At 44.0% G+C, this 21998-nt stretch carries 19 protein-coding genes and 2 tRNA genes; 16 read left to right on the forward strand and 5 right to left on the reverse strand.

Annotated features, from left to right (window positions below; translation table 11 throughout):
* Nucleotides 1–6 precede the first annotated feature (6 nt).
* From H9647_RS17120 to H9647_RS17130, 3 genes are all read left to right on the forward strand, one after another.
* Complete coding sequence (locus H9647_RS17120; protein ID WP_191802180.1) at nucleotides 7–3273, forward strand: glycosyl hydrolase; 3267 nt, start codon at nucleotides 7–9, stop codon at nucleotides 3271–3273.
* The gene (locus H9647_RS17125) at nucleotides 3270–4559 is read left to right on the forward strand and encodes a Gfo/Idh/MocA family oxidoreductase (RefSeq protein ID WP_191802181.1); all 1290 of its coding nucleotides are present in this window, start codon (nucleotides 3270–3272) and stop codon (nucleotides 4557–4559) included. The genes H9647_RS17120 and H9647_RS17125 overlap by 4 nt, the downstream gene beginning before the upstream one ends.
* A 226-nt stretch (nucleotides 4560–4785) precedes the next feature.
* The gene (locus H9647_RS17130) at nucleotides 4786–6843 is read left to right on the forward strand and encodes a glycoside hydrolase family 88/105 protein (protein ID WP_225229366.1); all 2058 of its coding nucleotides are present in this window, start codon (nucleotides 4786–4788) and stop codon (nucleotides 6841–6843) included.
* Nucleotides 6844–6930: 87 nt separating this feature from the next.
* Here H9647_RS17130 and H9647_RS17135 read toward each other — a convergent pair whose 3' ends face one another.
* Nucleotides 6931–7809 carry a DUF72 domain-containing protein gene (locus H9647_RS17135; RefSeq protein WP_191802183.1) on the reverse strand — a complete coding sequence of 293 codons (879 nt, stop codon included), beginning with the start codon at nucleotides 7807–7809 and terminating at the stop codon, nucleotides 6931–6933.
* A gap of 185 nt (nucleotides 7810–7994) precedes the next feature.
* Between H9647_RS17135 and H9647_RS17140 the strand changes: the two genes are divergently transcribed.
* The gene (locus H9647_RS17140) at nucleotides 7995–9008 is read left to right on the forward strand and encodes an MBL fold metallo-hydrolase (RefSeq protein WP_191802185.1); all 1014 of its coding nucleotides are present in this window, start codon (nucleotides 7995–7997) and stop codon (nucleotides 9006–9008) included.
* A 58-nt stretch (nucleotides 9009–9066) separates the two neighbouring features.
* On the opposite strand, the gene H9647_RS17145 is transcribed toward H9647_RS17140, so the two are convergent.
* Entirely contained in the window at nucleotides 9067–9645 is a 579-nt protein-coding gene (locus H9647_RS17145; protein WP_160036321.1) for a phosphatidylglycerophosphatase A family protein, read from the reverse strand.
* A gap of 121 nt (nucleotides 9646–9766) precedes the next feature.
* Here H9647_RS17145 and H9647_RS17150 point away from each other — a divergent pair, with 121 nt between their 5' ends.
* From H9647_RS17150 to H9647_RS17160, 3 genes are all read left to right on the forward strand, one after another.
* Nucleotides 9767–10822: a GerMN domain-containing protein gene (locus tag H9647_RS17150; RefSeq protein ID WP_191802187.1), complete on the forward strand. Its 1056-nt coding sequence runs from the start codon at nucleotides 9767–9769 to the stop codon at nucleotides 10820–10822.
* A 99-nt stretch (nucleotides 10823–10921) separates the two neighbouring features.
* Nucleotides 10922–11677, forward strand: a complete 756-nt coding sequence (gene rph, locus H9647_RS17155; RefSeq protein ID WP_191802190.1) for a ribonuclease PH — start codon at nucleotides 10922–10924, stop codon at nucleotides 11675–11677.
* Nucleotides 11678–11684: 7 nt separating this feature from the next.
* Nucleotides 11685–12311: an XTP/dITP diphosphatase gene (locus tag H9647_RS17160; protein ID WP_191802192.1), complete on the forward strand. Its 627-nt coding sequence runs from the start codon at nucleotides 11685–11687 to the stop codon at nucleotides 12309–12311.
* 104 nt (nucleotides 12312–12415) lie between these two features.
* Here H9647_RS17160 and asnB read toward each other — a convergent pair whose 3' ends face one another.
* A complete protein-coding gene (gene asnB / locus H9647_RS17165) occupies nucleotides 12416–14260 on the reverse strand; it encodes an asparagine synthase (glutamine-hydrolyzing) (protein WP_191802195.1) in 1845 nt (614 codons plus the stop codon).
* A 179-nt stretch (nucleotides 14261–14439) separates the two neighbouring features.
* On the opposite strand from asnB, the gene H9647_RS17170 reads away from it, so the two are divergent.
* From H9647_RS17170 to mgtE, 4 genes are all read left to right on the forward strand, one after another.
* Nucleotides 14440–14775 carry a hypothetical protein gene (locus H9647_RS17170; RefSeq protein WP_191802197.1) on the forward strand — a complete coding sequence of 112 codons (336 nt, stop codon included), beginning with the start codon at nucleotides 14440–14442 and terminating at the stop codon, nucleotides 14773–14775.
* Nucleotides 14776–14793: 18 nt separating this feature from the next.
* Nucleotides 14794–15147 carry a hypothetical protein gene (locus H9647_RS17175; RefSeq protein WP_191802199.1) on the forward strand — a complete coding sequence of 118 codons (354 nt, stop codon included), beginning with the start codon at nucleotides 14794–14796 and terminating at the stop codon, nucleotides 15145–15147.
* A gap of 73 nt (nucleotides 15148–15220) precedes the next feature.
* The gene (locus tag H9647_RS26030) at nucleotides 15221–15349 is read left to right on the forward strand and encodes a hypothetical protein (protein ID WP_263621324.1); all 129 of its coding nucleotides are present in this window, start codon (nucleotides 15221–15223) and stop codon (nucleotides 15347–15349) included.
* 245 nt (nucleotides 15350–15594) lie between these two features.
* Nucleotides 15595–16974, forward strand: coding sequence for a magnesium transporter (mgtE, locus tag H9647_RS17180; protein WP_191802200.1), 1380 nt, complete (start codon nucleotides 15595–15597; stop codon nucleotides 16972–16974).
* A 149-nt stretch (nucleotides 16975–17123) separates the two neighbouring features.
* Here the strand turns inward: mgtE and H9647_RS17185 are convergent, their stop codons facing one another.
* The gene (locus tag H9647_RS17185; protein WP_191802202.1) at nucleotides 17124–17417 is read right to left on the reverse strand and encodes a DUF4870 domain-containing protein; all 294 of its coding nucleotides are present in this window, start codon (nucleotides 17415–17417) and stop codon (nucleotides 17124–17126) included.
* A gap of 143 nt (nucleotides 17418–17560) precedes the next feature.
* Here H9647_RS17185 and H9647_RS17190 point away from each other — a divergent pair.
* Nucleotides 17561–17634 (forward strand) — tRNA-Arg (locus H9647_RS17190).
* A gap of 142 nt (nucleotides 17635–17776) precedes the next feature.
* Nucleotides 17777–18010: a hypothetical protein gene (locus H9647_RS17195; protein WP_191802204.1), complete on the forward strand. Its 234-nt coding sequence runs from the start codon at nucleotides 17777–17779 to the stop codon at nucleotides 18008–18010.
* Between the two features lie 239 nt (nucleotides 18011–18249).
* Here the strand turns inward: H9647_RS17195 and H9647_RS17200 are convergent.
* Nucleotides 18250–18323: transfer RNA gene (locus H9647_RS17200), tRNA-Arg, on the reverse strand.
* 244 nt (nucleotides 18324–18567) lie between these two features.
* Here H9647_RS17200 and H9647_RS17205 point away from each other — a divergent pair.
* From H9647_RS17205 to clpP, 3 genes are all read left to right on the forward strand, one after another.
* Nucleotides 18568–19500 (forward strand): hypothetical protein, encoded by a 933-nt coding sequence (locus tag H9647_RS17205; protein ID WP_225229367.1) that lies wholly within the window; start codon nucleotides 18568–18570, stop codon nucleotides 19498–19500.
* A gap of 133 nt (nucleotides 19501–19633) precedes the next feature.
* Nucleotides 19634–20962 carry a trigger factor gene (gene tig, locus H9647_RS17210; RefSeq protein WP_191802206.1) on the forward strand — a complete coding sequence of 443 codons (1329 nt, stop codon included), beginning with the start codon at nucleotides 19634–19636 and terminating at the stop codon, nucleotides 20960–20962.
* Between the two features lie 435 nt (nucleotides 20963–21397).
* Nucleotides 21398–21988, forward strand: a complete 591-nt coding sequence (clpP, locus tag H9647_RS17215) for an ATP-dependent Clp endopeptidase proteolytic subunit ClpP (protein ID WP_191802208.1) — start codon at nucleotides 21398–21400, stop codon at nucleotides 21986–21988.
* Nucleotides 21989–21998: the final 10 nt, after the last annotated feature.

Genomic DNA, 21998 nt, shown 5'->3' on the forward strand with positions numbered 1-21998 from the left:
ATCAGCATGTGGAATGTCCAAACATTTCAGAATCCAGGAAATGAATATCGTGCTCATCCTTTCTGGTTCTGGAATGGTGAGATGGATGATGAGCAGATCAAACACCAAATTTCGGAGATGGAAAAACAAGGCGTAGGCGGATTTTTTATCTGTGCGAGACAGGGACTAACCATCCCTTATCTCTCACAGGCTTGGTTTCATAAGGTAAGGTTTGCTGTGAAGGAAGCGAAGGCAAAAGGGATGCAGGTTTGGCTTTACGATGAATATCCGTATCCGAGCGGCATGGCCGGCGGAGAAGTAACCCTTGAAATGCCCGAAGCAAAACAGCGTGCACTCATACATCACACAGGTAGGGTGAACCATGGCGAAAATGTGTCATGGACCTTGCCATGGGCGGTGATTTTGTATGCAAAAGCAGTACCGGTTAACGCGGACGGGACACACGAGTGGGAACAAGTAATAGAACTTCGAAAACAGATCGGGAATATCCAGCTTGAGCAGGTATATCAGGAAACGGGACTCACTTCATATAATCGCAAGCGATTTTTCACTTATGAAACTGCGTTTCGTTTGGAATGGGAAGTACCTGAAGGAGAATATGAAATCTTTATTTTCATGGAGCAGGAGATTGATGATTTTAAATATTACGGTAATTTTGTAGATCCTCTCAATGAGAAGGCGATGAAACGATTTATTGAGCTTACGCATGAGCGGTATGAGGAGGAACTTGGAGAAGATTTCGGAACCGTGATTAAAGGGATGTTTACGGACGAGATTGCACCTCTTGGCCGAATTCCTTGGTCACCGCAGTTGCCGTCTTTTTTCAAAGAAAGAACAGGTTATGATCTTATCGAACAGCTTCCTGCCTTACTGCGAAGTGATGTACCCAAGGCAAAACAGACTCGGTATGACTATTATCAATCCGTTCATCTGCTGCTGCGAAAATCGGTCCATAAGCAGGCACACGATTTCTGTGAACAGGCACAAATCGAATATGCAGCTGAGGTTCCATCCCTGCGAATGACGACACAGCTGTACAGCCATCTGCCTGGCGGTGATTCTGCTCATGAAAAAACAGGCCGTTCGCTTGAATATATACTACAGCGCTACGGACTAAATATGCGGGATAACCCGAAGATGGTTAGTTCCCTTGCTCGGCAGCTCGGCAGACCGCGCAATATGATTGAATGCTTTCACAGTGTAGGCTGGTCCATGACCTTACAGGATGCAAAATGGATGATTGACCGTATGGCTGCGATGGGCACGAATTTTTATAATTTCCATGCCTTTTTCTATACCATCAGTGGGCTTGCAAAACATGATGCACCTCCTTCTCAATTTTTACAGAATCCCTATTGGCCTTATTTCCGCGAGCTCGGAGATTATGTAGGGCGCATTAGCTATCTGATGAGCGAAGGGAAGGCAGATATTCGAATTGCTTTGCTTGACCCAACAACCACATTCTGGACCCTGATGGGGAATCCGCTACATGGATTTGCGTACGGCGGAGAAGAGGAAGAAGAAAAAGCACAGCTTGATCAGCTCAAGGAAGACTGGCTTATTCTATCGAATCTACTGCTTCGATATCGTCGTGACTACGATCATCTTGATCCAGAACTGCTTGCTGAAGCACAGATTAGAGAGGGGAACATCGAAATCGGTGAGGCATCCTATGAGGTGTTGATTCTGCCCCCTATGCTGAATCTGGAGGCTGCTGCTTGGAGTCAGCTTCAAGCTTTTGTCAGCGCAGGTGGAAAAGTCATTACGACGGGGTGTCTTCCGGTTGAGTCAGTCGAGCCGGGATCTCCGGGAGCCTTGGACTGGGAAGAACTTTGCAAAAAGGAGAACGTGTACTCTCTTCCTGTAGATGGAGCGATGGAACAGAAAATTTCAGAGTACCTTCTACCACAGCTCGATGAATGGATAGAAGATGCCGTCGTACTAAGCATAGAGAATGACCCTCTGCATGTACTTCAGCAGTTCCGTATGATCTCAGCTCATGAGGCGGTTTTATTCCTGACGAATCAGGAAGGAGAAACCTTGCAAGGGAAGTTGCAGATTGATAAGAAGGCACTGCTCAGTAGATTAGGAGCGAATGCGGAGATTAGTAATATCCAAGTGGATGTGCGGAACTTATCACTTCGTACAGGGGAAACCAGTGAAAGACGGTCTGTCACTGATATTAAAGAAGTGGAAGTTACACTTGCTCCTTATGAAGCGGTAATTTTCCTATTAGATGTTGTCCCGGCAAACGTGATGACGGATAGAGAACTGAGAATAGTACCAAGTCCTTATCAAATCGAACTTCCTGTAGCAGGGGGGTGGACGGTAACCCCGGAGCAGGATAATAAACTGCGTATCGGTGATTTTTCGTTAACCGTTACTGACTCGTTAGGGCAGGTACATATTCAGGATCTGAAAGTACAGGCTAAAACGTTCATTGAGCAGATTGCGAGTGAAGCGGGAAGCGGACTGCCTATCCAATTTAATCAAGTATTTGGTACACCGAAGAAAGCCAAAGTGGCTTATCCACTTGATGCCGTTTATAAATCTCAGTTCATGTGCCATAGAAAAGAACAGAACTGCTTATTATTTTTTGATGGAAGCGCCATCTCAGGGAATTACGTAATCGAAGTCAATCAGCACCGGCTGAGTGCTTCTGATTTCGCTCCTGTCTGGATCACCGATTATACCAATATTGGGACTCAGATTGCTCCATACCTTCAGGTTGGGCTGAATGAAATTTCGATTAAAGTCGAAGTGACAACAGATTATGACGGTATTGTAGATCCGCTCATGTTGTCAGGTGCATTTGGTGTTTATTACGAGGACGATATGCCTGTACTGGCGGCATTACCTGAATCTATTGATACCCTTCTACCAGAACCGATGGCAGGTTTCCCGCATTACGCAGGGACGCTAAGTGTAAAACGGTCCTTTGAATACAGGGCTGTAGATGAGCAGGGCTCCGACCAGTTTGAACTATTGTTTACGGATTTTCGTTTGCAAGATGTAATCGAAGTGCTAGTTAATGGACAATCTCTGGGGATTCGTGCTTGGTCTCCTTATTGTTGGGTGGGCAGTACCTCACTTCTTCGTGAGGGAGGCAATCAGGTAGAAGTCAAAGTTACCGGAACGCTGATCGGCCTGCTCGAAGGCACTTATTTTGATCAGGAGCAGCATGCCGCAGTAGATGTGAGAGTAAAACAAAATGAAGCCCAGTTAACATGCCAAATTACAAAAATAGAAACCTTAGGAGGTAACATAAAATGAGCAAAAAAACTTATGCGGTTGTAGGTACGGGAGGACGAGCAGGATTTTTCTATACGGCACTGGCCCAGGATTACCGCGATCAGTCTGAACTTCTTGCATTTTGTGATACCAATCAGACACGTATGGATTATGCCAATAAAGTGCTGAGGGAGAAATGTGATTACCCTGAAGTACCTACTTATAAAGATACTGAATTTGAAACTATGATTGAAAAGCATAAGCCGGACACTATCATTGTCACGAGTATCGACCGGACGCATCACCGCTATATTATCCGTGCTCTCGAACTCGGTTGTGATGTCATTACAGAAAAGCCGATGACGGTTGACGAGGAAAAATGTCAGGAGATTCTTGATGCGGTAGAAAGAACCGGACGGAATGTTCGGGTAACTTTTAACTATAGATATGCTCCGCATCATACGAAAGCTCGTGAGCTGATCTTGAACGGGACGATTGGTGATGTTCATTCCGTACATTTTGAGTGGCTTTTGAATACTCGTCATGGCGCAGATTATTTCCGCAGATGGCACCGTGACAAACGGAACAGCGGGGGACTCCTCGTACATAAATCAACGCATCATTTTGACTTGGTTAATTTCTGGATCGGCTCTCAGCCGGAGACTGTCTTCGCGTTTGGGGATTTACTCTTCTACGGTAAAGAGAATGCGGAGAATCGCGGAGAGAGCCATCCTTATCAGCGGGCAACAGGAAATGAACATGCGAAAGATGATCCTTTTGCATTGCATCTAGATGAGAACGAATCACTCAAAGCAATGTATCTTGATGCAGAGCATGAAGATGGATATCAGCGGGACCAAAACGTTTTTGGAGACGGAATTAATATCGAAGACACGATGGGTGTCCTTGTAAAATACAAAAATCGTGCAGTCCTTACGTATTCCCTGAATGCGTATATGCCGTGGGAAGGATACCGTATTGCTTTTAATGGCAGTAAGGGACGGATTGAAATGAATATTGTTGAACAGTCCTACGTGAATGCAGGCGGAGACCGGGCGAACGAAGGTGCACTGCAAGGACATAGTATCAAAGTATTCCCAATGTTTGATGTGCCTTACCTGGTTGATGTAGAGGAAGGAGAAGGAGGACACGGAGGAGGCGACCCAGTTCTTCTGAATGATCTATTTGGTGAGCCGGTACATGATCCATTTGACCGCGCAGCGAACCACGTGGATGGAGCACGTTCTATTTTGACAGGGATTGCTGCTAACAAAGCCATTCGTACCGGACTTCCTGTACAGATTGATGATCTTGTGAAGTTCTACTAGGACGTTTTCCGTGATAACGGACTCTATAAATTAAGAACAGAAGGGACTGGTCCTCATTCGATATTTTCATGCTAATGAAGCGATAGCGAGCCGTGTACCTGATTCCATTCCGGATGTGCTTGAGACAATTGCACAGCGATATATCGGGGATAATCCTAAGCATTCGTTTCTATTTCGCGCCTTTCATAGAGAGGGGTTCAAGAGACTTTCGGATTATAGATATGAAATGGATCTCTGTGAACGTCTGCCGGAAGCAACTACCGGAAGTTATGCTTATGTATGGGGAAAGTTGTGGAGCGGACATCCGCAGGAAACGAAACTGAATATGAGTTTAAGCTGCTATAGTCCTGTGAAAATTTATGTGAACGGAGCCTTATTTTTCACTTCGGATCTGCATCAAGAACTATTTCCAGAAAGACGAACTGCTCTGCAAATTCCCGTTCAGTACGGTTGGAATGATGTCATTCTTCAGTTTGTGAAGACCGATGTTGGGTTTGGCGGTGTCTTTGGTACAGGTTCGTTTAAGAATTTTCCTCTTCATTTTATTGTTCCAAGTCATGACCGGGATGGAATGGAAGGGTGGCTGTATTCTGAAGCGTTTCGAGAGCCTCCGGCAGAGCTGCCTCGACAAGGGATGACCGAAGAAGAAACGGGGCTTACCTGGTATCCTCGGCAGCATTGGACTGAACTAGAGGAACATTCTGGAGTATTCGCAAGGCTCTATGGAACAGAGCAGCAGGCGGAAGCGTACGCCTGGACAACAGTTGCTGTAAATAAGCCGGGAAGCCCCCCTCTTTTATTGAAAGGCAGACACGACGGACCGATTACGGTCTACTTAGATGGAGCGATGATCTATGAATCAAAGGCATCTGAAGGGGAACTGACACTGCCGATTCAGCGCAAGTTCGGTGTTCATCATCTGGTCATTAAGGGAGCCTGTCTTGATTCTTCAGTTTCCAGGTGGGGATTTCATCTGGAGGAGATCGAGCAGGAGAGCGGGGCAGCACTGATCTCACCTTATCCCGTAGCGGGGAGCCGCGATCCTTACCTATACCTAGGACCTTTTGAGCCGGGGACAAATTTACCCCCTGCTCAGGTTCAGGAAGTACACCGTGTATTTGATGATGGCAAAAAAGGCGTATACTATGAGCTAGATCAGCCAGGAACGACCATCCGGCCTTATCTCGAAAACACACATTATGGTAAATGGAATTATCCTTTAGGGGTCACATTACTCGGCCTTCTGCATACGGGAACGGAGCTTGGAAGAGAAGATTATATTCGCTATGGCGTAGATCATATTTCACTTAGTACTACCTTTGATCAGTATGGGTTATGGGACAGGGCAATGTATGGAGCGGCAGGGATTAATAATCAGCTGTCAGCCATCGATAGTTTGGATGACTGCGGTTCTTTTGGAGCGACGATGATGGCAGCGATGGATCTGCAGGATATTCCTTATGGAAGAGAGACAGCAGACCGTATTGCTGCTTATATCACGGAGGAGCAAGAACGTTTGGAAGATGGGGCTTTCTTTCGCCAAAGAGGCAGTGGTGAGATGCGTCAGGAGACAATGTGGTGTGATGATTTATACATGAGCACTCCTTTTCTATCCCGTTACGCGCGGCTGTCCGGGGATTCCTCGTATTTAGAGGATGCGGTACAACAATTTTTGCTGTTCCGTAAATATCTCTATATTCCGAAACTGCAAGTGATGTCTCATGTATATGATTTTGTTAGAGGCAGCGCAACGGGAATCCCATGGGGACGAGGGAATGGGTGGGTGCTTTTCTCACTCACTGAACTTCTGGAGATCCTTCCTGAGAATCATGCTAAGCGCTCCGAACTGATATCTTTTTATAGGAATTTGTGTGAAGGTTATCTTCGTCTACAAGGAGAAAATGGTCTGTGGCATCAGGTACTAAACCGTCCTGATAGTTATGAAGAAAGTTCTTGCACGTCTATGTTTATTTATGCTTATGCCAAAGGGATTCGTAACGGCTGGTTGACCGAGCCTGCTCCGTATATTGATGCGGTATTCCAAGGCTGGAGAGGGCTGACTCGTGTCGCGATTGATGCGAAAGGCAATATTTACGGTGTCTGCCGCGGCTCAGGATATTCTTTTACAGCAGCCTATTATAAAGATGATTTAGGATGGAACCTGAATGATACGCATGGAATTGGAATCGTGCTTCTTGCAGGTGTAGAAGCGTTGCGTTTACAAAATGAGCTTGAAAAAACAGAAGCTGCTGAAGCCGCAGCGGTTTCACCTCGTTCTTCTTAAGTGCCAATCTGAAGATTCGTTCAAATGATAACAAAAGGGTAAGAGGCTCATATAGAGTCCCTTGCCCTTTTTGTATATGTGCCATAGCTAGAAGAGTTCAAGCTGCTCGGGTTCTTCTTCCTGTCTTTGTTTCACGATATCAGAAGCGAGAGGCTGAGGTGACATGCCTAGTAAGGTCATCAGCTGTTTTGCATTAGCAGCGGCATCTCCGCCGGAGTTGTTGTTAAATACAATGCAGATTTCTTTGCTTTGACGAGATAACTCATGAAGCTTCAGCTTCCAATCGGCGAGTTCTTCTTCATTGTAGCGGTAAAGATACCTTACTTCTCTCCAGTTAGGAGCTCCGCTTTGATGCCAGCCAGCGGCATTTCTTCCATGGAATCGAATAATGGATAGATCATCGTCTGTGGCAGATAGGATGGTAGGTATAGAGCCTTGTCCTGCATCAGGTTCATCGCAGATGCTGTGAATCCAGCCTTCACGGCGCATGAAGGCAAGTGTTTTTGCCTGCATGTCTCCTTCAAACCAGCTCTGGTGGCGAAACTCCAGCGCACAGGGAATCCCTTGCATGCGTTCTTTGATCTCACGCAGTGTATTTACGTTGTCCCGAGTACAATCAAACCAAGGCGGAAACTGAAATAACACAGCTTTTAGTTTGCCGCATTCGATCATAGGTTTAAGAGATTCGTTAAACGCAGCATACATACTTTCTGTATCTGTAAAGTAAGGTTTGCCGCGAAGATGGCCTGTCATCCCTTGATACGCCTTAACAATAAATGAAAAGTGTTCCGGTGTATCTTCAGCCCACTTTGCCATGCGATCTGCCGGCTGAACAGCATAGAAGCTGCTGTCTACTTCCACAATGGGAAAATGGGCGCTGTATTCGGCCAGTTTATCTTTGGATTTCGTGCCGGGCAGGTACAGATCATCATGGTCGCCCCAGCCCGTTAGACCAATATGGATCATTAAGGTGTACCTCCTCGCCTCATTTTTCTGGTAAACTTTCTTTGTCCGCACATTATATAGTAAGTTTTATAGGGGTTCAAATGCGATAACCCATACCATTTTAATACGACCTTACCTATCGGTTTGAAACAGACGGGATTTATTATATTTCTTTTTATGTCAGTTATAGAAGAGAGAGGAAACATATGAAACTGCCTGAATGGACATTCCACGAGGAAGAAGAATTGACACGGGTTAAAATTTCCATGTCCGGCCCATTACGATGGGTGAACAGTTATCTGTGGAGAGGGGAAAAAGGTGTTGTCATTGTGGATCCTGGCCCGCGTAGTAACCAGACAGAAGAGGAATGGCATGTAGTCTGGAATGCATTATCGATTACGCCGCAGGAGATCACAGATATCGTCCTGACACATCATCACCCAGATCATTACGGATTAGCCGGCTGGATGCAGGAACAGACAGGAGCAAGCGTATGGATGTCTCGGCGTGCACATCAGGAAGCTGAATTTATGTGGGGGAGAGAGGCGGAGATTAATCACGTTCTGCCCGTATATTTTCGCAGCCATGGTATGACAGAGATATGGACGGAGCAGCTGCTTCCTCACCTAGAAAGTTTCGACCCCCAGGTTAGCCCAACACCCTTGGTACAATATGTAGAAGAGGGTGCTTTTGAAGTGGGAGGGCGAACGTTTCAGGTCATTGAAACTTCAGGACATGCTCCTGGGCATTTGTCATTCTACGAGGCGGACAGGGAACTGATTCTATGCGGAGATGCGGTTCTGCCGCAAATTTCACCGAATATTAGCTTACTGCCTGGCAGTGATCCAGAGCCGCTGCTTTCTTTTATGCAAGGATTAGACGAGCTCGGAGCGCTCTCTGTGCGTAAAGCTTTTCCAGGTCATCGGCATCCGATGAGATCTTTCCACGAGCGTATAAGTTCACTGAAGATTCACCACGAAGAACGGCTGAATCAGATCGAGAAAATGATTGGCGAACAGCCGCAGTCTGCATTTGAAGTTTGCACGGCCCTATTCGGACAGAAATTTGGAATTCATCAAATGCGTTTTGCTATGGCGGAGTCGTTAGCTCATCTGCAAGAGCTTGTTCGTCAGGGAAGAGCTGATCTCACTTCAATCACAGAGCAGGGAAGCAAGCATCCGCTGTATGTTTATGTAATCAAAACGAAGGACAACCCTTGATTAGATGATAGGGTTGTCCTTTTCTACTTATCCATCTGGTGCAGTGATAAAGGACTGTTTATTTTTCGATTTCCATAATCTCTTCCATATCGTCTCTAACCGGATACCCGCCGAGTTCTTCTTCCCGCTCAGCCTGTTTACGATGGGCAATCCGACTACTGGCTGAAGCAGCGACAGCACCTACAATATCGTCAAGGAACGTGTGAATATGACCATCGTTCTTGTCGTTTAATTTCTCTAAGATTCCCGGTTTTAATTTATCAATGTACCCGTAATTGGTAAATCCAATACTGCCATATACGTTCACAATGGAAAAAGCGAGCACTTCATCCACTCCGTAAAGGCCTTCATCATGTTTGATCATATCCTGCAGCGGCGAGATGAGTTTTCCTTCTTCTGCAAGGATATCAAGCTGAATTCCTGTAATTACGGCATTTTGTACTTCGCGTTTCTTGAGCACTTGCTTCACGTTATGAATGCACTCTTCCATGGTGAGCTCAGGATAGTATTTTGATTGTAGCAGCATGACAAGTTCCGCAATCTCTTCTACTTTCACACCACGTTTTTCCAGCCATTCATTCGTTGCTTCGGCTACCTTTCGGCTGTTCAAGCTATAAGGCATATTGTCCAGTGTCATTATCTTCACTCCTTTGTCAAAGCACAGTTTATCCCGTTTCTTTAAAATTTAGTTATTTTTTAACCAAGAGCTCGTATACATAGTAGTACAATCTGTACAAAATTGTTAGGAGGACATCGATATGAGTCGTTTCCAGCGCAAGGTTAAAATGATATCTGCAGCGGGTCTGATTACGGTTCCTGTATTACTTACAGGATGCGGTATATTTCCATCACAAACTTCTCAGCCCATTGACGAGCCACCTTCCATCATTGAATCTGCGATGATCAAGGCAGCCGAGGGAAAAGGAGGCGCTCTTCAAACGGCGCAAGCCACTATTTATTTGAAAGATCAGAATGGTCTACTTGCTCCTGTTACTATGTCACTTCCTACTCTTGGAGATTTAACCTTTGCTGAATCAGAACTCGCTGCACTCGTAACGGGAGGAGCTTACTCGGGGTATCTGCCGGAAGGGTTTACAGGTGTGCTTCCACAAGGAACAGAAATTAAGGATGTAAGTATTGATACAGAGAACAAGCTGGCTGTTGTTGAATTCAACTCCAAATTTACGGAGTATAAGCCAGAAGAAGAACGTCAGATTCTTGAAGCACTCACCTGGACACTTACCGGAAATCCAGATGTGCAAAATATACAGCTGTGGGTAGATGGGAAGAAGCTAAACGAAATGCCAGTCAACGGAACACCAGTTGCGCAGTCTCTAACACGAGGGATGGGTATCAATCTTGATCTTGGCAGTTCGCTGTCCACAAACTCAAGTCCTGTTACGGTATATTTTACCGACTCGACGCCAGACGGAGTGGAATACTATGTCCCTGTGACGAGGTTAATAGAACCGAGTAATGATCGTCTCAAATCAGCCCTGACTGAACTCATTAAAGGACCGGGAAGCGGTGAACTGGATATGGTGCTGACAACAGGCACACTTCTAGAATCTGTCGTAACTGGAGAAGATGGTATCGTTACTGTAGCTCTGCAGGATGATATCTTTGCAGAAGGAGTTACTGTCCCTACCTCACTTTTACAATCGGTTGTAATGACGGTAGCGGATAACTCAGGTAATCCAGATATCAAAGTGAAGATTACACTAAATGATCAGAAGACAGTAATAGGTGAAGATGAGCAGAATTATGGAGAACCGGTCACGAAACCAGAGTATATTAATGAAATTCCAATTTAATGAATAATTCTTAACCTGTAAAAGGTGCTTTTGATGGACCATTTTGGTAGAATAAAAAAGACTATTACAGGACGCTTAAGACGTAGGAGGCAGTAAAAGATGAGATCTAACGGACGCACCAGTGAACAGCTAAGGCCGATCACGATAACCGCAGGTACCAACAAATTCGCAGAAGGTTCCGTATTTATTGAGGTGGGGGACACCAAAGTAATTTGTACAGCAACTGTGGATGAGAAAGTACCGCATTTCATGAAGGGACAAGGCAAAGGCTGGGTGACAGCTGAATATTCCATGCTTCCTCGGGCAACACAAACCCGGAATCAACGTGAGGCAGCTCGCGGCAAATTAACGGGTCGTACCATGGAAATACAGCGACTCATTGGACGTGCTTTACGGTCCGTGGTTGATTTGCAAGCACTTGGTGAGCGCACAATTACCCTGGATTGCGATGTGATTCAGGCGGATGGAGGAACACGTACGACTTCCATTACCGGTGCCTTTGTTGCGATGGCCATTGCAATTGACAAAATTGCTCAGCAGCATCGTTTGCCTGTATTCCCGATCACTGATTATCTTGCTTCGGTGAGTGTTGGTGTAGTAGGACAGGAAGCTATGCTTGATCTGAACTATGAAGAAGATTCCAAAGCGAAAGTCGATATGAATATCGTGATGACAGGCAGCGGTGAATTTGTAGAGCTGCAAGGAACGGGCGAAGAGAGACCATTCAGCCGTAAGGAACTGGACGAATTACTCAGCCTTGGGGAACGCGGTGTGCTTGAGATGATTAAGCTGCAGAAAGAAACACTAGGTCCGATCGCACTGAAGATCGGTTCACGCGGAATTGGGGAGGCTTGATTCTCCCATGTTTCAGCTTGATAGCCCCATTGTTATTGTAGCCACTAAGAATAAAGGAAAAGTCCGTGAATTCTCCCATGCATTTGCTGCACTTGGTATAGAAGTAAAGAGCATGTATGACTATCCGGACCTGCCTGATGTGGTGGAAGACGGTGAGACGTTTGCTGCTAATGCGTTTAAGAAAGCAAAAGCTGTAGGCGATGCCCTGTATCTTCCTGTACTCGCTGACGATTCCGGCTTATGTGTGGATCGATTGGACGGAGCTCCAGGCGTATACTCTGCGAGATATGCCGGTGAAGGTGCGACGGATGCCGACAATAATGAGAAGCTGCTAAGTACACTCGGCTCTCTTCAGCTTGGTGAAGATACAGAGCAGCCTCTCCTTAGTCCCGCCCGGTTTGTGTGTGCCTTAGTGCTATACGATCCTTCAACAGGAAATAAGGTGGAGTCTTTCGGTTCAGTAGAAGGGTTTATTACATCCGAAGGTGCCGGACAAGGCGGTTTTGGATATGATCCGCTCTTTTATTTGCCGGAGTATGACAAAACGATGGCTGAACTTAGCCTGGATGAGAAGCAAGCCATTAGTCATCGGGGAGCTGCACTGCGCGAACTGATGGCGAAGTTAAAGGCATAGTACACCTATGAGTACACGAATACCTTCCTGAGATTATCATCCAGGAAGAGAAAAAAGACCTGCCGGTGGCAGGTCTTTTTTTATAATACTAATACGTTTCTCTATCAACGAATCGCCACTTTGTAGGTCTTAAGCCAAAAGTTAACTTGCGTAAGATAGGCGAATAACTGAGGGCCGGACATAAGTTGGCCAAACCATGGTAAGTTTGAAGATGCGTCTTTGGAAGAGGCAAGTTCTTTAATTTTCTTCACATCAAGCAGCGGTAATACCGGTGAACTAGGATCGTCCAGCACATCTAGCATTTGCTGGCGTACCGTCGCCAAGTAGTTTGGATTATGGGTTTTCGGATACGGACTTTTTTTACGATAGAGCACATCATCAGGTAGAATACCTTCCAGTGCTTTACGCAGAATGCCTTTCTCGCGATCTCCGGTGATCTTAATTTCCCATGGAACATTAAACACATATTCAACCAGACGATGATCGCAATAAGGAACGCGTACTTCAAGACCAACGCCCATACTCATCCGGTCTTTCCGATCGAGCAGTGTTGGCATAAAACGGGTAATATTCAGATAAGACATAATACGCATTTGAGCAGCTTTACCCGTTTCTCCTGCGAGAAGCGGTGTTTCTGCGACAGCATCCGAATAGCGATCATTTAAATATTCAAGCGGTCGAGTCCACTCGGCAATATCGGCAGATAAGAGACTTGCTCTCATTTTGGGCGCAACCGCCCAAGGAAAGGTGCCGGAGTTCAGCATGTCTTCACGATGGAACCATGGATATCCGCCAAATACTTCGTCTGCAGCCTCACCGGAAATCGCAACCGTTGCTTTTTTCTTAATTTCCCGACAAAACAAATAAAGCGAGGAATCGACATCGGTCATCCCCGGCAAATCTCTGGATATCGTGGCTGCATTTAGTGCACCTACTACTTCATCTGTATCGAATTCTATAAAATGATGGTTGGTTTTTAATTCTTCGACCATTCGCTGAATAAAAGGAGCATCCGAATTAGGCTGGAAAGCATGGGCTTTAAAATGTTTGTCATTATCTACGTAATCAACCGAGAATGTATCGATGTTGCCTTGGCCTAATTTTTTATAGTAATTAACGGCAAGTGCAGACAGTGCGCTTGAATCAAGTCCTCCTGATAACAAAGAGCCTAGCGGTACATCGGAAGCAAGTTGACGCTCGAGCGTATCTATAAGCAGGCGTCTTACTTCGGCAGCTGTTGCATCCACATCATCTTCATGCGGCTTGCTTTCAAGCTTCCAGTAAGCGTAAGAACGAAAACCATTTCTAGTGAACAAAGCGGCATGACCTGCCCGAAGTTCTTTCATTGAGGAATATACACCATGACCTGGTGTTCTGGCAGGACCAATAATAAAGATTTCCGCAAGTCCTTCAGGTCCAACCACAGCTTCCACAGCAGGGTGCAGCAGCAGGGCTTTTGGTTCGGAACCAAATACGAGTGTATCCCCTTGATGACTGTAGAAAAGTGGTTTTACGCCTAAACGATCCCGAGCCATAAAAATATGTTCGCGGCCGCTGTCCCATATAACAAAAGCAAAAATACCATTAAATCGGTCTACACATCCGGGTCCCCACTCCACATAACTTGCCAAAAGCACCTCTGTATCACAAGTGGTCTTGAATCGATGTCCACGCTGTTCCAGTTCTTTTTTTAGCTCCGGTGCATTATAAAGCTCTCCGTTGTATACAAGGGTATACTGTTTGTCGCTGTGGTTCATAATCATTGGTTGGGCACCGTTCTCAGGGTCCATGACGCTCAATCTTCGATGCCCAAAGGCGCACGGTCCAGAGATCCATGTTCCTCCCGCATCAGGTCCTCGATTCGACATACTTTCAGTCATGCGAACAAGAAGTTCCGAGTCCTGCGTGAGATCATGATTCCACTGTATAAATCCAGTAATTCCGCACATGAGAGTTCATCCTTTCTGGTCGTTTCTTCCACAGAAGTTTGTTTTTAGGGAGTGGGGAGCGGTCCTACCTTATATTTCTATTCTCACAGTAAAACAAATATATGCCGAATTCAGGCATAAAATGTCTGTCCGCATCCGAAACTATAAATGAGAAAACTATGCATGAGGAGCGATGAACATTGCAAAAGAGCCTGTATTTCGTGTCGGTAGGAGGACGATCCGTTCTTGCTGACCAAAGAGCTGCTTCTTACGAGTGGATCATTCAAGCAACGCCTGAACAGGCAGAGAATCTGCAAGGGCTGCTAAGTTTAATGCAGGAAAAAGAAGAAGAGGCCTTTCCCGGATATGTTTTTCCATGGCCCGATACAGAAGAAGCCTCCGTCAATGTGTTATATGAGGAAGCACTTCAAAATGTGTATAACGAAATTTATCGGTTAGGAACGAATGACACGCGAAGCCATTTGTCGCAATATGGCATCGTACGAGATTACGTCAATAGACAAGACTTTCAGTAACGGAAGGAGAAGGGGAATATGTATGTCATTCAGGATGCGAAAATAACAAAAGAACTGGAGCTAGATGGTCGATCTTGTGTAGAAGTTGCCGTAGAACCCGCCAGAATGGGAGATCCCTCTTTACTGTTATACATAACAGGCAGTGCAGACGGATCGCTGGATCTCCATAGAATCATAAGAAACCATCATGATCTTACACTGGACTGGTATAACGATAATGAGAATACCGCTTTTGAGGATGCGACGGAGATTGCTTTTGAGAATCGTGTAGATATGGTGGCAGAGCAGGAAAAAAAGCAGTTCATGCAGTCTTTGCTAAGTTATGGATCTATAAATCAGGATTTACGAAATCGACTTTTTAGCAAAAAATGATGCAAATAATTTTGATTATGAAATGCGACAATGACACATAATACTCCTGTAACCCGGGGAGGTGAACTGAAAAGTGACTTCAAAGTACAAGAAAAGTAAGGGAAACCGTTATAAGGATAATAATGAGTTTGCTGAGGAAGTACTTGCGAAGAACAACCAACATGAAGTACATCGTAACCCGATGCGCTTCGGGAACAAATAACCCGGGCTGCAACAGACGCCTCCACTCTTTCTTTAGGGAAGGGTGGAGGCTGTCTACTTAGAAAAGGGAAAATACATACAGTAACGTATTACAGAAAAAAGCCGGATAAGAAGAAATTGTTGATTTGGTTGGTTTTGCATTTCCCAGCTCGGGTAAAAGTTTACAAGGTAAAGAATTATTTTTATAGACAAGCAGTGTGCGGTTGTAGTCAATATATTTTGTATTAGGAACAGAAGGTGATGAAAATGAGAAGACGAGATAAACGTAGTAGAGAAGAAGACCTGCATGCCCTGACTTTAAGCCTTGAAGAAGCTATAAAAACAGGGCGCATCAATGAGATGGTAAGTGAGCTTGAAGAATGGGAACCTTACGATCTCGCTGTTGTTTACGAAGAGATAAATGAGGCCTATCGTCCGCAGTTTATGAATGCTCTTGAGATTGAGACATTGACAGGGATGCTCAGCGAACTTTCTCCCATGGTTGAGGTAAGTGCACTGTACATACTTAGTAAGGAAAAGGCAGCTCAAGTTTTAAATCGGATGGATAACGATGACCTTGCCGATTTATTAGGTGAGATACCTGAAGAGATGAGAGAATATATGCTCTCTATTATGGAAGTAACGGAGAGAGAGACGGTTCGTGAGCTCATGAACTTCGGTCCAGAGACGGCCGGGGGCATTATGACCAACCGTTATGTATGGTTTTATGCCAAATATACGGTTCGTGAAGCGGTCGAGAAAGTAAAACATTTTGCAGATCTGACGAATGATATACAAGATCTATACGTGCTAAATGAAGAGAAAGAATTGATTGGTCTGACCACATACCGTGATTTGGTACTAGCTCAGGCTACGGATCTCATTGAGAACTTGATGCGCGAGAATGTAGTCAAGGTTCCGGCAGATATGGACCAAGAGGAAGTAGCCCATTTATTTGAACAGTATGACCTTGTGTCTATGCCGGTTGAAGATGCAAATGGAAAATTAATCGGGGTTGTTACTTTTGACGATGTCCTTGACGTATTGCGGGCAGAAGCAAATGAAGATATTAACAAATTGTCAGCTACCGACAAAACCATCGATTTTAATACGCATCCATTGACCGCTGCCAAGCGCCGTCTGCCCTGGCTCATTATGCTCTTGTTTCTTGGTTTGTTATCGGGTAGTATCATCAGTATATTTGAGGGCACGCTTAGTAAAGTTGTAGCTCTAACCTTTTTTATGCCAATGATCGCAGGGATGACAGGAAATACGGGAACACAGTCCTTAGCCGTGGTTATTCGTGGACTTAACCCTCAAACAAAAATGAATCGGAAGACGATTACCCGCTTGTTGCGGCGAGAATTACTCGTAGGGTTTATTATTGGTGGGATCTGCGGTATCAGTGTTGCGCTTGTTGCTGGTTTCTGGCAGACGAGTTTTGCACTAGGGGCAGTGATTGGATTTTCGCTCCTTCTGACGATTATTATTGGGACGATGGCGGGAACGATCATCCCTATTATATTGTACAAGCTGAAAATAGACCCTGCCGTAGCTTCCGGTCCGCTGATCACTACACTGAATGACTTATTCTCATTATCAGTTTATTTTGGCACCGCTACTGTATTTATTTCTTATTTAACATGATTGAATCATCGAAAGGTACTATGAAATTGATTCGCTTGAATAAAAAAAGCAGTTGTTCCAAAGCTGTACTCTATTGTTAGATACAAATAACAATGGGAGGTACACTTCATAGGAATCAACTGCTTTCTTTTCTAAATTACAGCAAGGAATTAAGCATCATCGCGGAGCACCTTAATACCTTGAAAAATATTATAGATAAAAACAGCAATATAAATAACGAAGAAAAGGATCGCGTAGCCGATAATAGAAGTTGTATGGTTCGCATTAAACATGAAGATTAACAGCGGTATCAGCGCAAGAAAAGGAAACACATGCGAGAAGAATGCTTTCTTGGCATGCCCCCTAACATAGTTATCTTGTGCTACGATCCATACAATGAGTGGAAGCAAAAATGGGGCAAAGAAAATACTGAAATAACTAAGGGATGAGAGTAGTTGTCGCATAAGCTAGGAACGCTCCTTTTTTTGTTTTATAATATTTACATCATATTACCCTAGCATGCCTAGGATGATACCTAAAAAAAATACTTTGACAAATAGTCATTTTGCGATATAATAAGTATCGCACGTGAAAAACTACATAACTTGTCTCAGTAGCTCAGCAGGATAGAGCAACGGCCTTCTAAGCCGTCGGTCGGGGGTTCGAATCCCTCCTGGGACGTACAAAGAAAAGGCATCCCTTCGGATGTCTTTTTTGTTTTTTTTATAGATCCCTTATCAAATATATAACGATTTAACTTGGAGTTTGCGGACAGATAAACATAATTAAGGAGAGATACGCTAGGAAAAAATTTGCTGTGTGGATGCCTTTCATCGTTTTCTTGGTGGTATTGTTAAACTATTTTGGTCTTGATGACTACAATATTTTGATTATGGGTGTTAGCCCTGTTGCTTGGTTCATTGAATTTGTACCAAACATGAATAGAGCACATATTTCTTCTTTTGTTATTTACATCGTTGCTGTTGTTTTCTGGATGCTGATTGGTATGTTATTGGATCGATCCATTATCGGCTTGAAGAAGAAATCAGCTGAGTAAAGCAGAAACTTACTACACATAATAGCTATACTTTTCCATACAAAAAAAGAGAGATATCCAGATGGATGTCTCTCTTTTTTCTTATTGGTATTTTATAAAGTTTCAGGAAAGAGACCACCTTGCGGGCTACAAGCGAAAGAACGATAAGGAAAAAAAGCTCCGACGCGCCCCTTGTAGGGGGTCTCATCCCGAAGACATAAAAAAAAGGCATCCTATAAAGGATGCCTTAATGCATTATACGTCCCAGGAGGGATTCGAACCCCCGACCGACGGCTTAGAAGGCCGTTGCTCTATCCTGCTGAGCTACTGAGACAAATTCAAGCGCGAAATAGAGCATAACATATATAAATCGTGAAGTCAACAGTTATAGTAAAAATAAAATAAAAAGTGTGCAGCGATCTGTTACTTGTTTCGGATTATTTTATAAAATGGAGAGCTCTATGTTTTTTCTGTGTCACTTTCGGTTATTCTAATATATTAGTGCTATACATAGTCTACGGGTTTCTATATAATCAACGAGTCGCTTTAAGCTTCCGGGTAGAGAGGAGGTAATCTTAATGAAAGATACAAGTTCACACACTACAGATAAAAATATTGTATTGTTTCCTAAGACACTAGACTTTTATCAGATTCAGCTCACCGTTATGCTGGAAAATGAACGCTATGCGGAAGCGATGAATTTGCTTGAATTTCTGCTTCAGTGCCAGGGACAGGATCAGAGAAATTATGAAGAATGGGCAGCGTTGCTTGAATGGTTAAAGGCAGCCTTTCCTCAATATATAAGTGCTGATGATAATAATCCGGTTCCTGAAGAAGAGGATGAAATTGAAAGTGAAGAGGATTTAGCACGCCAAAATGCGAAAAATAAGCTGGCTGAAGACGGAGATTATGCGAATAAATTACTGCGTATTTTGAAGGAAGAGCCGCTGAGTGAACAAACGATGCTTGCGCTTGACCAGCTAGCATACGTAGACGTGCCGAGCGTCGATGAATCACTAAGAGAATGGATTGAACATAGCAGATTACATCCTTTACTCCAGTTCAGAGTGCTTCAAACCCTGCGGAAAAGAGGGGCTGACTTTCATGTTACTCTGCAAAGAGGAACAGAGAAGGTCGAAGTAGAAATAGAGACAGTACCTCTGAAACCTGAAGATTTCCCGCATGCTGTTCTTCGGATTCTAGAACGTGTCGCAGAACAGACGGAAGTTCACGAGCCCACTTTGTTTTATTTTGCTCAGGAACTTTGGTCGCAATATATCATGGCCGTTTTTGGAACAAGTGATTACCGCTCTATGCTGGAAGGCGATGAATCCATGCTCGATATGTGGGCCGCTGCTCTTCATGCTGCGGTGGCTGAGAGTTTGGGAGGTTCGCACAATGAAGAAGAGATACGCACAGTGTATGGGATCACGAGCGAGGTTAGGTTCCGATTTGAGCAGGCGTATCGCTCAATTAAGCAATTTGTTTCAGGAGGACTGGGCACAAAATAGGGTATAAAACTTTTCCTGCTGTGTTTGCAAGGGTTTACCCTTGAAATTGCATTTAATGTTGTTTATACTAAAATGGTTATTTTGTACGCGCTTGACAATGGTTAACACGTGAAATTTGGAGGGGAAAGCATAAATGAAAGCAACTTGGGAAAAAATAGAGAAGAACCTTGGGGTTCTTGAAGTTGAAGTAGAAGCTGATCGTGTAGCTGCTGCTCTCGACAAGGCTTTTAATAAAGTCGTTAAAAAAATAAATGTACCTGGATTCCGTAAAGGTAAAGTTCCACGTTCAATCTTCGAAGCACGTTTTGGCGTAGAGAGCTTGTACCAGGATGCAATTGACATCCTTCTTCCAGAAGTATACACGGAAGCTGTTGACCAAACAGCAATCTTCCCTGTAGAACAACCAGAAGTTGATGTTGATCAATTTGCTAAAGGACAAACATTCAAGTTTAAAGCAAAAGTGGTAGTTAAACCTGAAGTTGAACTTGGCGAGTACAAAGGTCTTGAAGTTCCTAAAGTAAGCACTGAAGTTTCTGAAGAAGAACTGGCTGCTGAACTAGAGCGTCTGCAACAGCGTCATGCTGAACTTGTAGTAGTTGAAGAAGGACAAGCTGCATCTGGTGATGTTGTTGTTATCGACTACGAAGGTTCTGTTGATGGTGAACTTTTCGAAGGCGGAACTGCTGAGCGTCAATCCCTTGAACTTGGATCCAACACATTTATCCCTGGTTTCGAAGAGCAAGTAATTGGTCTTGCAACAGGCGACAACAAAGACGTTGAAGTGACATTCCCTGAAGAATACCATGCAGCAGAACTTGCTGGTAAAAAAGCGGTATTCAAAGTGAAAGTACACGAAATTAAACGTAAAGAACTTCCTGCACTTGACGATGAGTTCGCTAAAGACGTTAGTGAATTCGACACACTTGTTGAGTACAAAGAAGATCTGAAAAAACAACTTGCTTCCCGCAAAGAAGAAGAAGCAAAAGCAACTCAAGAAAATATCGTAGTTGAAAAAGCGGCTGAAAATGCAAATGTTGAAATTCCACAAGGAATGATCAACAGCGAAGTTCGCAACATGATGCGTGACTTTGACAACCGTCTTCGTCAACAAGGTATGAACCTTGAAATGTTTATGAGCTTCTCTGGTCAAACAGAAGCAGATCTTCAAAACCAAATGAAAAACGATGCTGAAAAACGCGTTCGTAACAACTTGGTTCTTGAAGCAATCGGTAAACAAGAGAATCTTGAAGTAACAGAAGAAGATGTAAACGAAGAGCTGAACAACATGGCTGCTTCTTTCAAACGCTCTGTTGACGAGATTCGTCAAATTCTTGAAAGCAACGGTTCTCTCGACAGCTTGAAAGAAGAAGTATTGCTTCGTAAAACAATCGACTTCCTTTTGGCAAACAGCAAAGAGGTAGATGCTCCTGCTGAAGAAGCTAAAGAAGAAGCGGCTGAATAATCACTCACATATGAGCATGTAGTATAAATCCAGAACCGGAAATGGAAATGGATTTATGCAATATGCAAATCACGTATATCAGATAAGGCACGTAATGTTTTTTACGTGCCTTATTTTTTCTAAGTAATATCCATTTTATAGTAACTTTTATTATTAGATGGATATTAATTAATATGCGTGATAATTTTTATAACCTTCCATATACTGAATATATAGGTCTTTACTCTATATGTCGGAAGGCGCATTTGCACATACATAAAAAAAATGGTTAAATATGATCAAGCTTTCTTATTATTGGTTCTGTGAGAAAGCGGATCTATATGACATGAAACAGGGAACATGTTAAAATAAGATGTACTGTAAAAATGTTTACAGATTCTTATGTTTTCCCTGACTTGTGCGGTAAAGATTCTATTAAGGAAAAGAGGTTTACACATGAGTCTCGTACCTATGGTTGTTGAACAAACGAATCGCGGAGAACGTTCTTACGATATTTACTCTAGGCTGCTGAAAGATCGGATTATCTTTCTCAGTGGTGCAATAGATGATGATGTGGCGAATCTTGTAATCGCCCAGCTTCTTTTCCTGGCTGCAGAAGATCCGGAAAAAGATATCAGTTTATATATCAATTCACCTGGTGGTTCTGTTACAGCAGGGTTGGGTATATATGATACGATGCAGTTTATCAAGCCAGACGTATCCACGATCTGCGTAGGTATGGCTGCCAGCATGGGTTCTCTGCTACTAACAGCGGGTGCTCCTGGTAAGCGATATGCACTTGAAAACAGTGAAGTAATGATACATCAACCGCTGGGCGGAGTCCAAGGTCAGGCATCCGATATTCAGATTCATGCTGACTGGATCATTAAGACTCGTCAGAAACTGAATCAGATTTACGTGGAGCGTACAGGTCAACCCCTTGATAAAATCGAGCGTGATACGGACCGTGACTATTTCATGAGTGCGGAAGAAGCTTTAGAGTACCGTATCATTGACCAAGTACTCACCAAACCGATCAATTCTTAAAGGGGTGGTT

Source organism: Paenibacillus gallinarum (assembly GCF_014836635.1).
In the GTDB taxonomy this organism is placed as follows: domain Bacteria; phylum Bacillota; class Bacilli; order Paenibacillales; family Paenibacillaceae; genus Paenibacillus; species Paenibacillus gallinarum.

What these genes read in the sequence shown, in the direction of transcription:
- H9647_RS17195 (WP_191802204.1), top strand. Translation starts at nt 17,777, where the DNA reads ATGCCTTTCATCGTTTTCTTGGTGGTATTGTTAAACTATTTTGGTCTT.
- H9647_RS17140 (WP_191802185.1), top strand. Translation starts at nt 7,995, where the DNA reads ATGAAACTGCCTGAATGGACATTCCACGAGGAAGAAGAATTGACACGG.
- H9647_RS17145 (WP_160036321.1), bottom strand. Translation starts at nt 9,645, where the DNA reads ATGACACTGGACAATATGCCTTATAGCTTGAACAGCCGAAAGGTAGCC.
- H9647_RS17150 (WP_191802187.1), top strand. Translation starts at nt 9,767, where the DNA reads ATGAGTCGTTTCCAGCGCAAGGTTAAAATGATATCTGCAGCGGGTCTG.
- H9647_RS17175 (WP_191802199.1), top strand. Translation starts at nt 14,794, where the DNA reads ATGTATGTCATTCAGGATGCGAAAATAACAAAAGAACTGGAGCTAGAT.
- clpP (WP_191802208.1), top strand. Translation starts at nt 21,398, where the DNA reads ATGAGTCTCGTACCTATGGTTGTTGAACAAACGAATCGCGGAGAACGT.
- tig (WP_191802206.1), top strand. Translation starts at nt 19,634, where the DNA reads ATGAAAGCAACTTGGGAAAAAATAGAGAAGAACCTTGGGGTTCTTGAA.
- H9647_RS17120 (WP_191802180.1), top strand. Translation starts at nt 7, where the DNA reads ATGTGGAATGTCCAAACATTTCAGAATCCAGGAAATGAATATCGTGCT.
- H9647_RS17160 (WP_191802192.1), top strand. Translation starts at nt 11,685, where the DNA reads ATGTTTCAGCTTGATAGCCCCATTGTTATTGTAGCCACTAAGAATAAA.
- asnB (WP_191802195.1), bottom strand. Translation starts at nt 14,260, where the DNA reads ATGTGCGGAATTACTGGATTTATACAGTGGAATCATGATCTCACGCAG.
- H9647_RS17205 (WP_225229367.1), top strand. Translation starts at nt 18,568, where the DNA reads ATGAAAGATACAAGTTCACACACTACAGATAAAAATATTGTATTGTTT.
- H9647_RS17125 (WP_191802181.1), top strand. Translation starts at nt 3,270, where the DNA reads ATGAGCAAAAAAACTTATGCGGTTGTAGGTACGGGAGGACGAGCAGGA.
- rph (WP_191802190.1), top strand. Translation starts at nt 10,922, where the DNA reads ATGAGATCTAACGGACGCACCAGTGAACAGCTAAGGCCGATCACGATA.
- H9647_RS17185 (WP_191802202.1), bottom strand. Translation starts at nt 17,417, where the DNA reads ATGCGACAACTACTCTCATCCCTTAGTTATTTCAGTATTTTCTTTGCC.
- mgtE (WP_191802200.1), top strand. Translation starts at nt 15,595, where the DNA reads ATGAGAAGACGAGATAAACGTAGTAGAGAAGAAGACCTGCATGCCCTG.
- H9647_RS17130 (WP_225229366.1), top strand. Translation starts at nt 4,786, where the DNA reads ATGGATCTCTGTGAACGTCTGCCGGAAGCAACTACCGGAAGTTATGCT.
- H9647_RS17135 (WP_191802183.1), bottom strand. Translation starts at nt 7,809, where the DNA reads ATGATCCATATTGGTCTAACGGGCTGGGGCGACCATGATGATCTGTAC.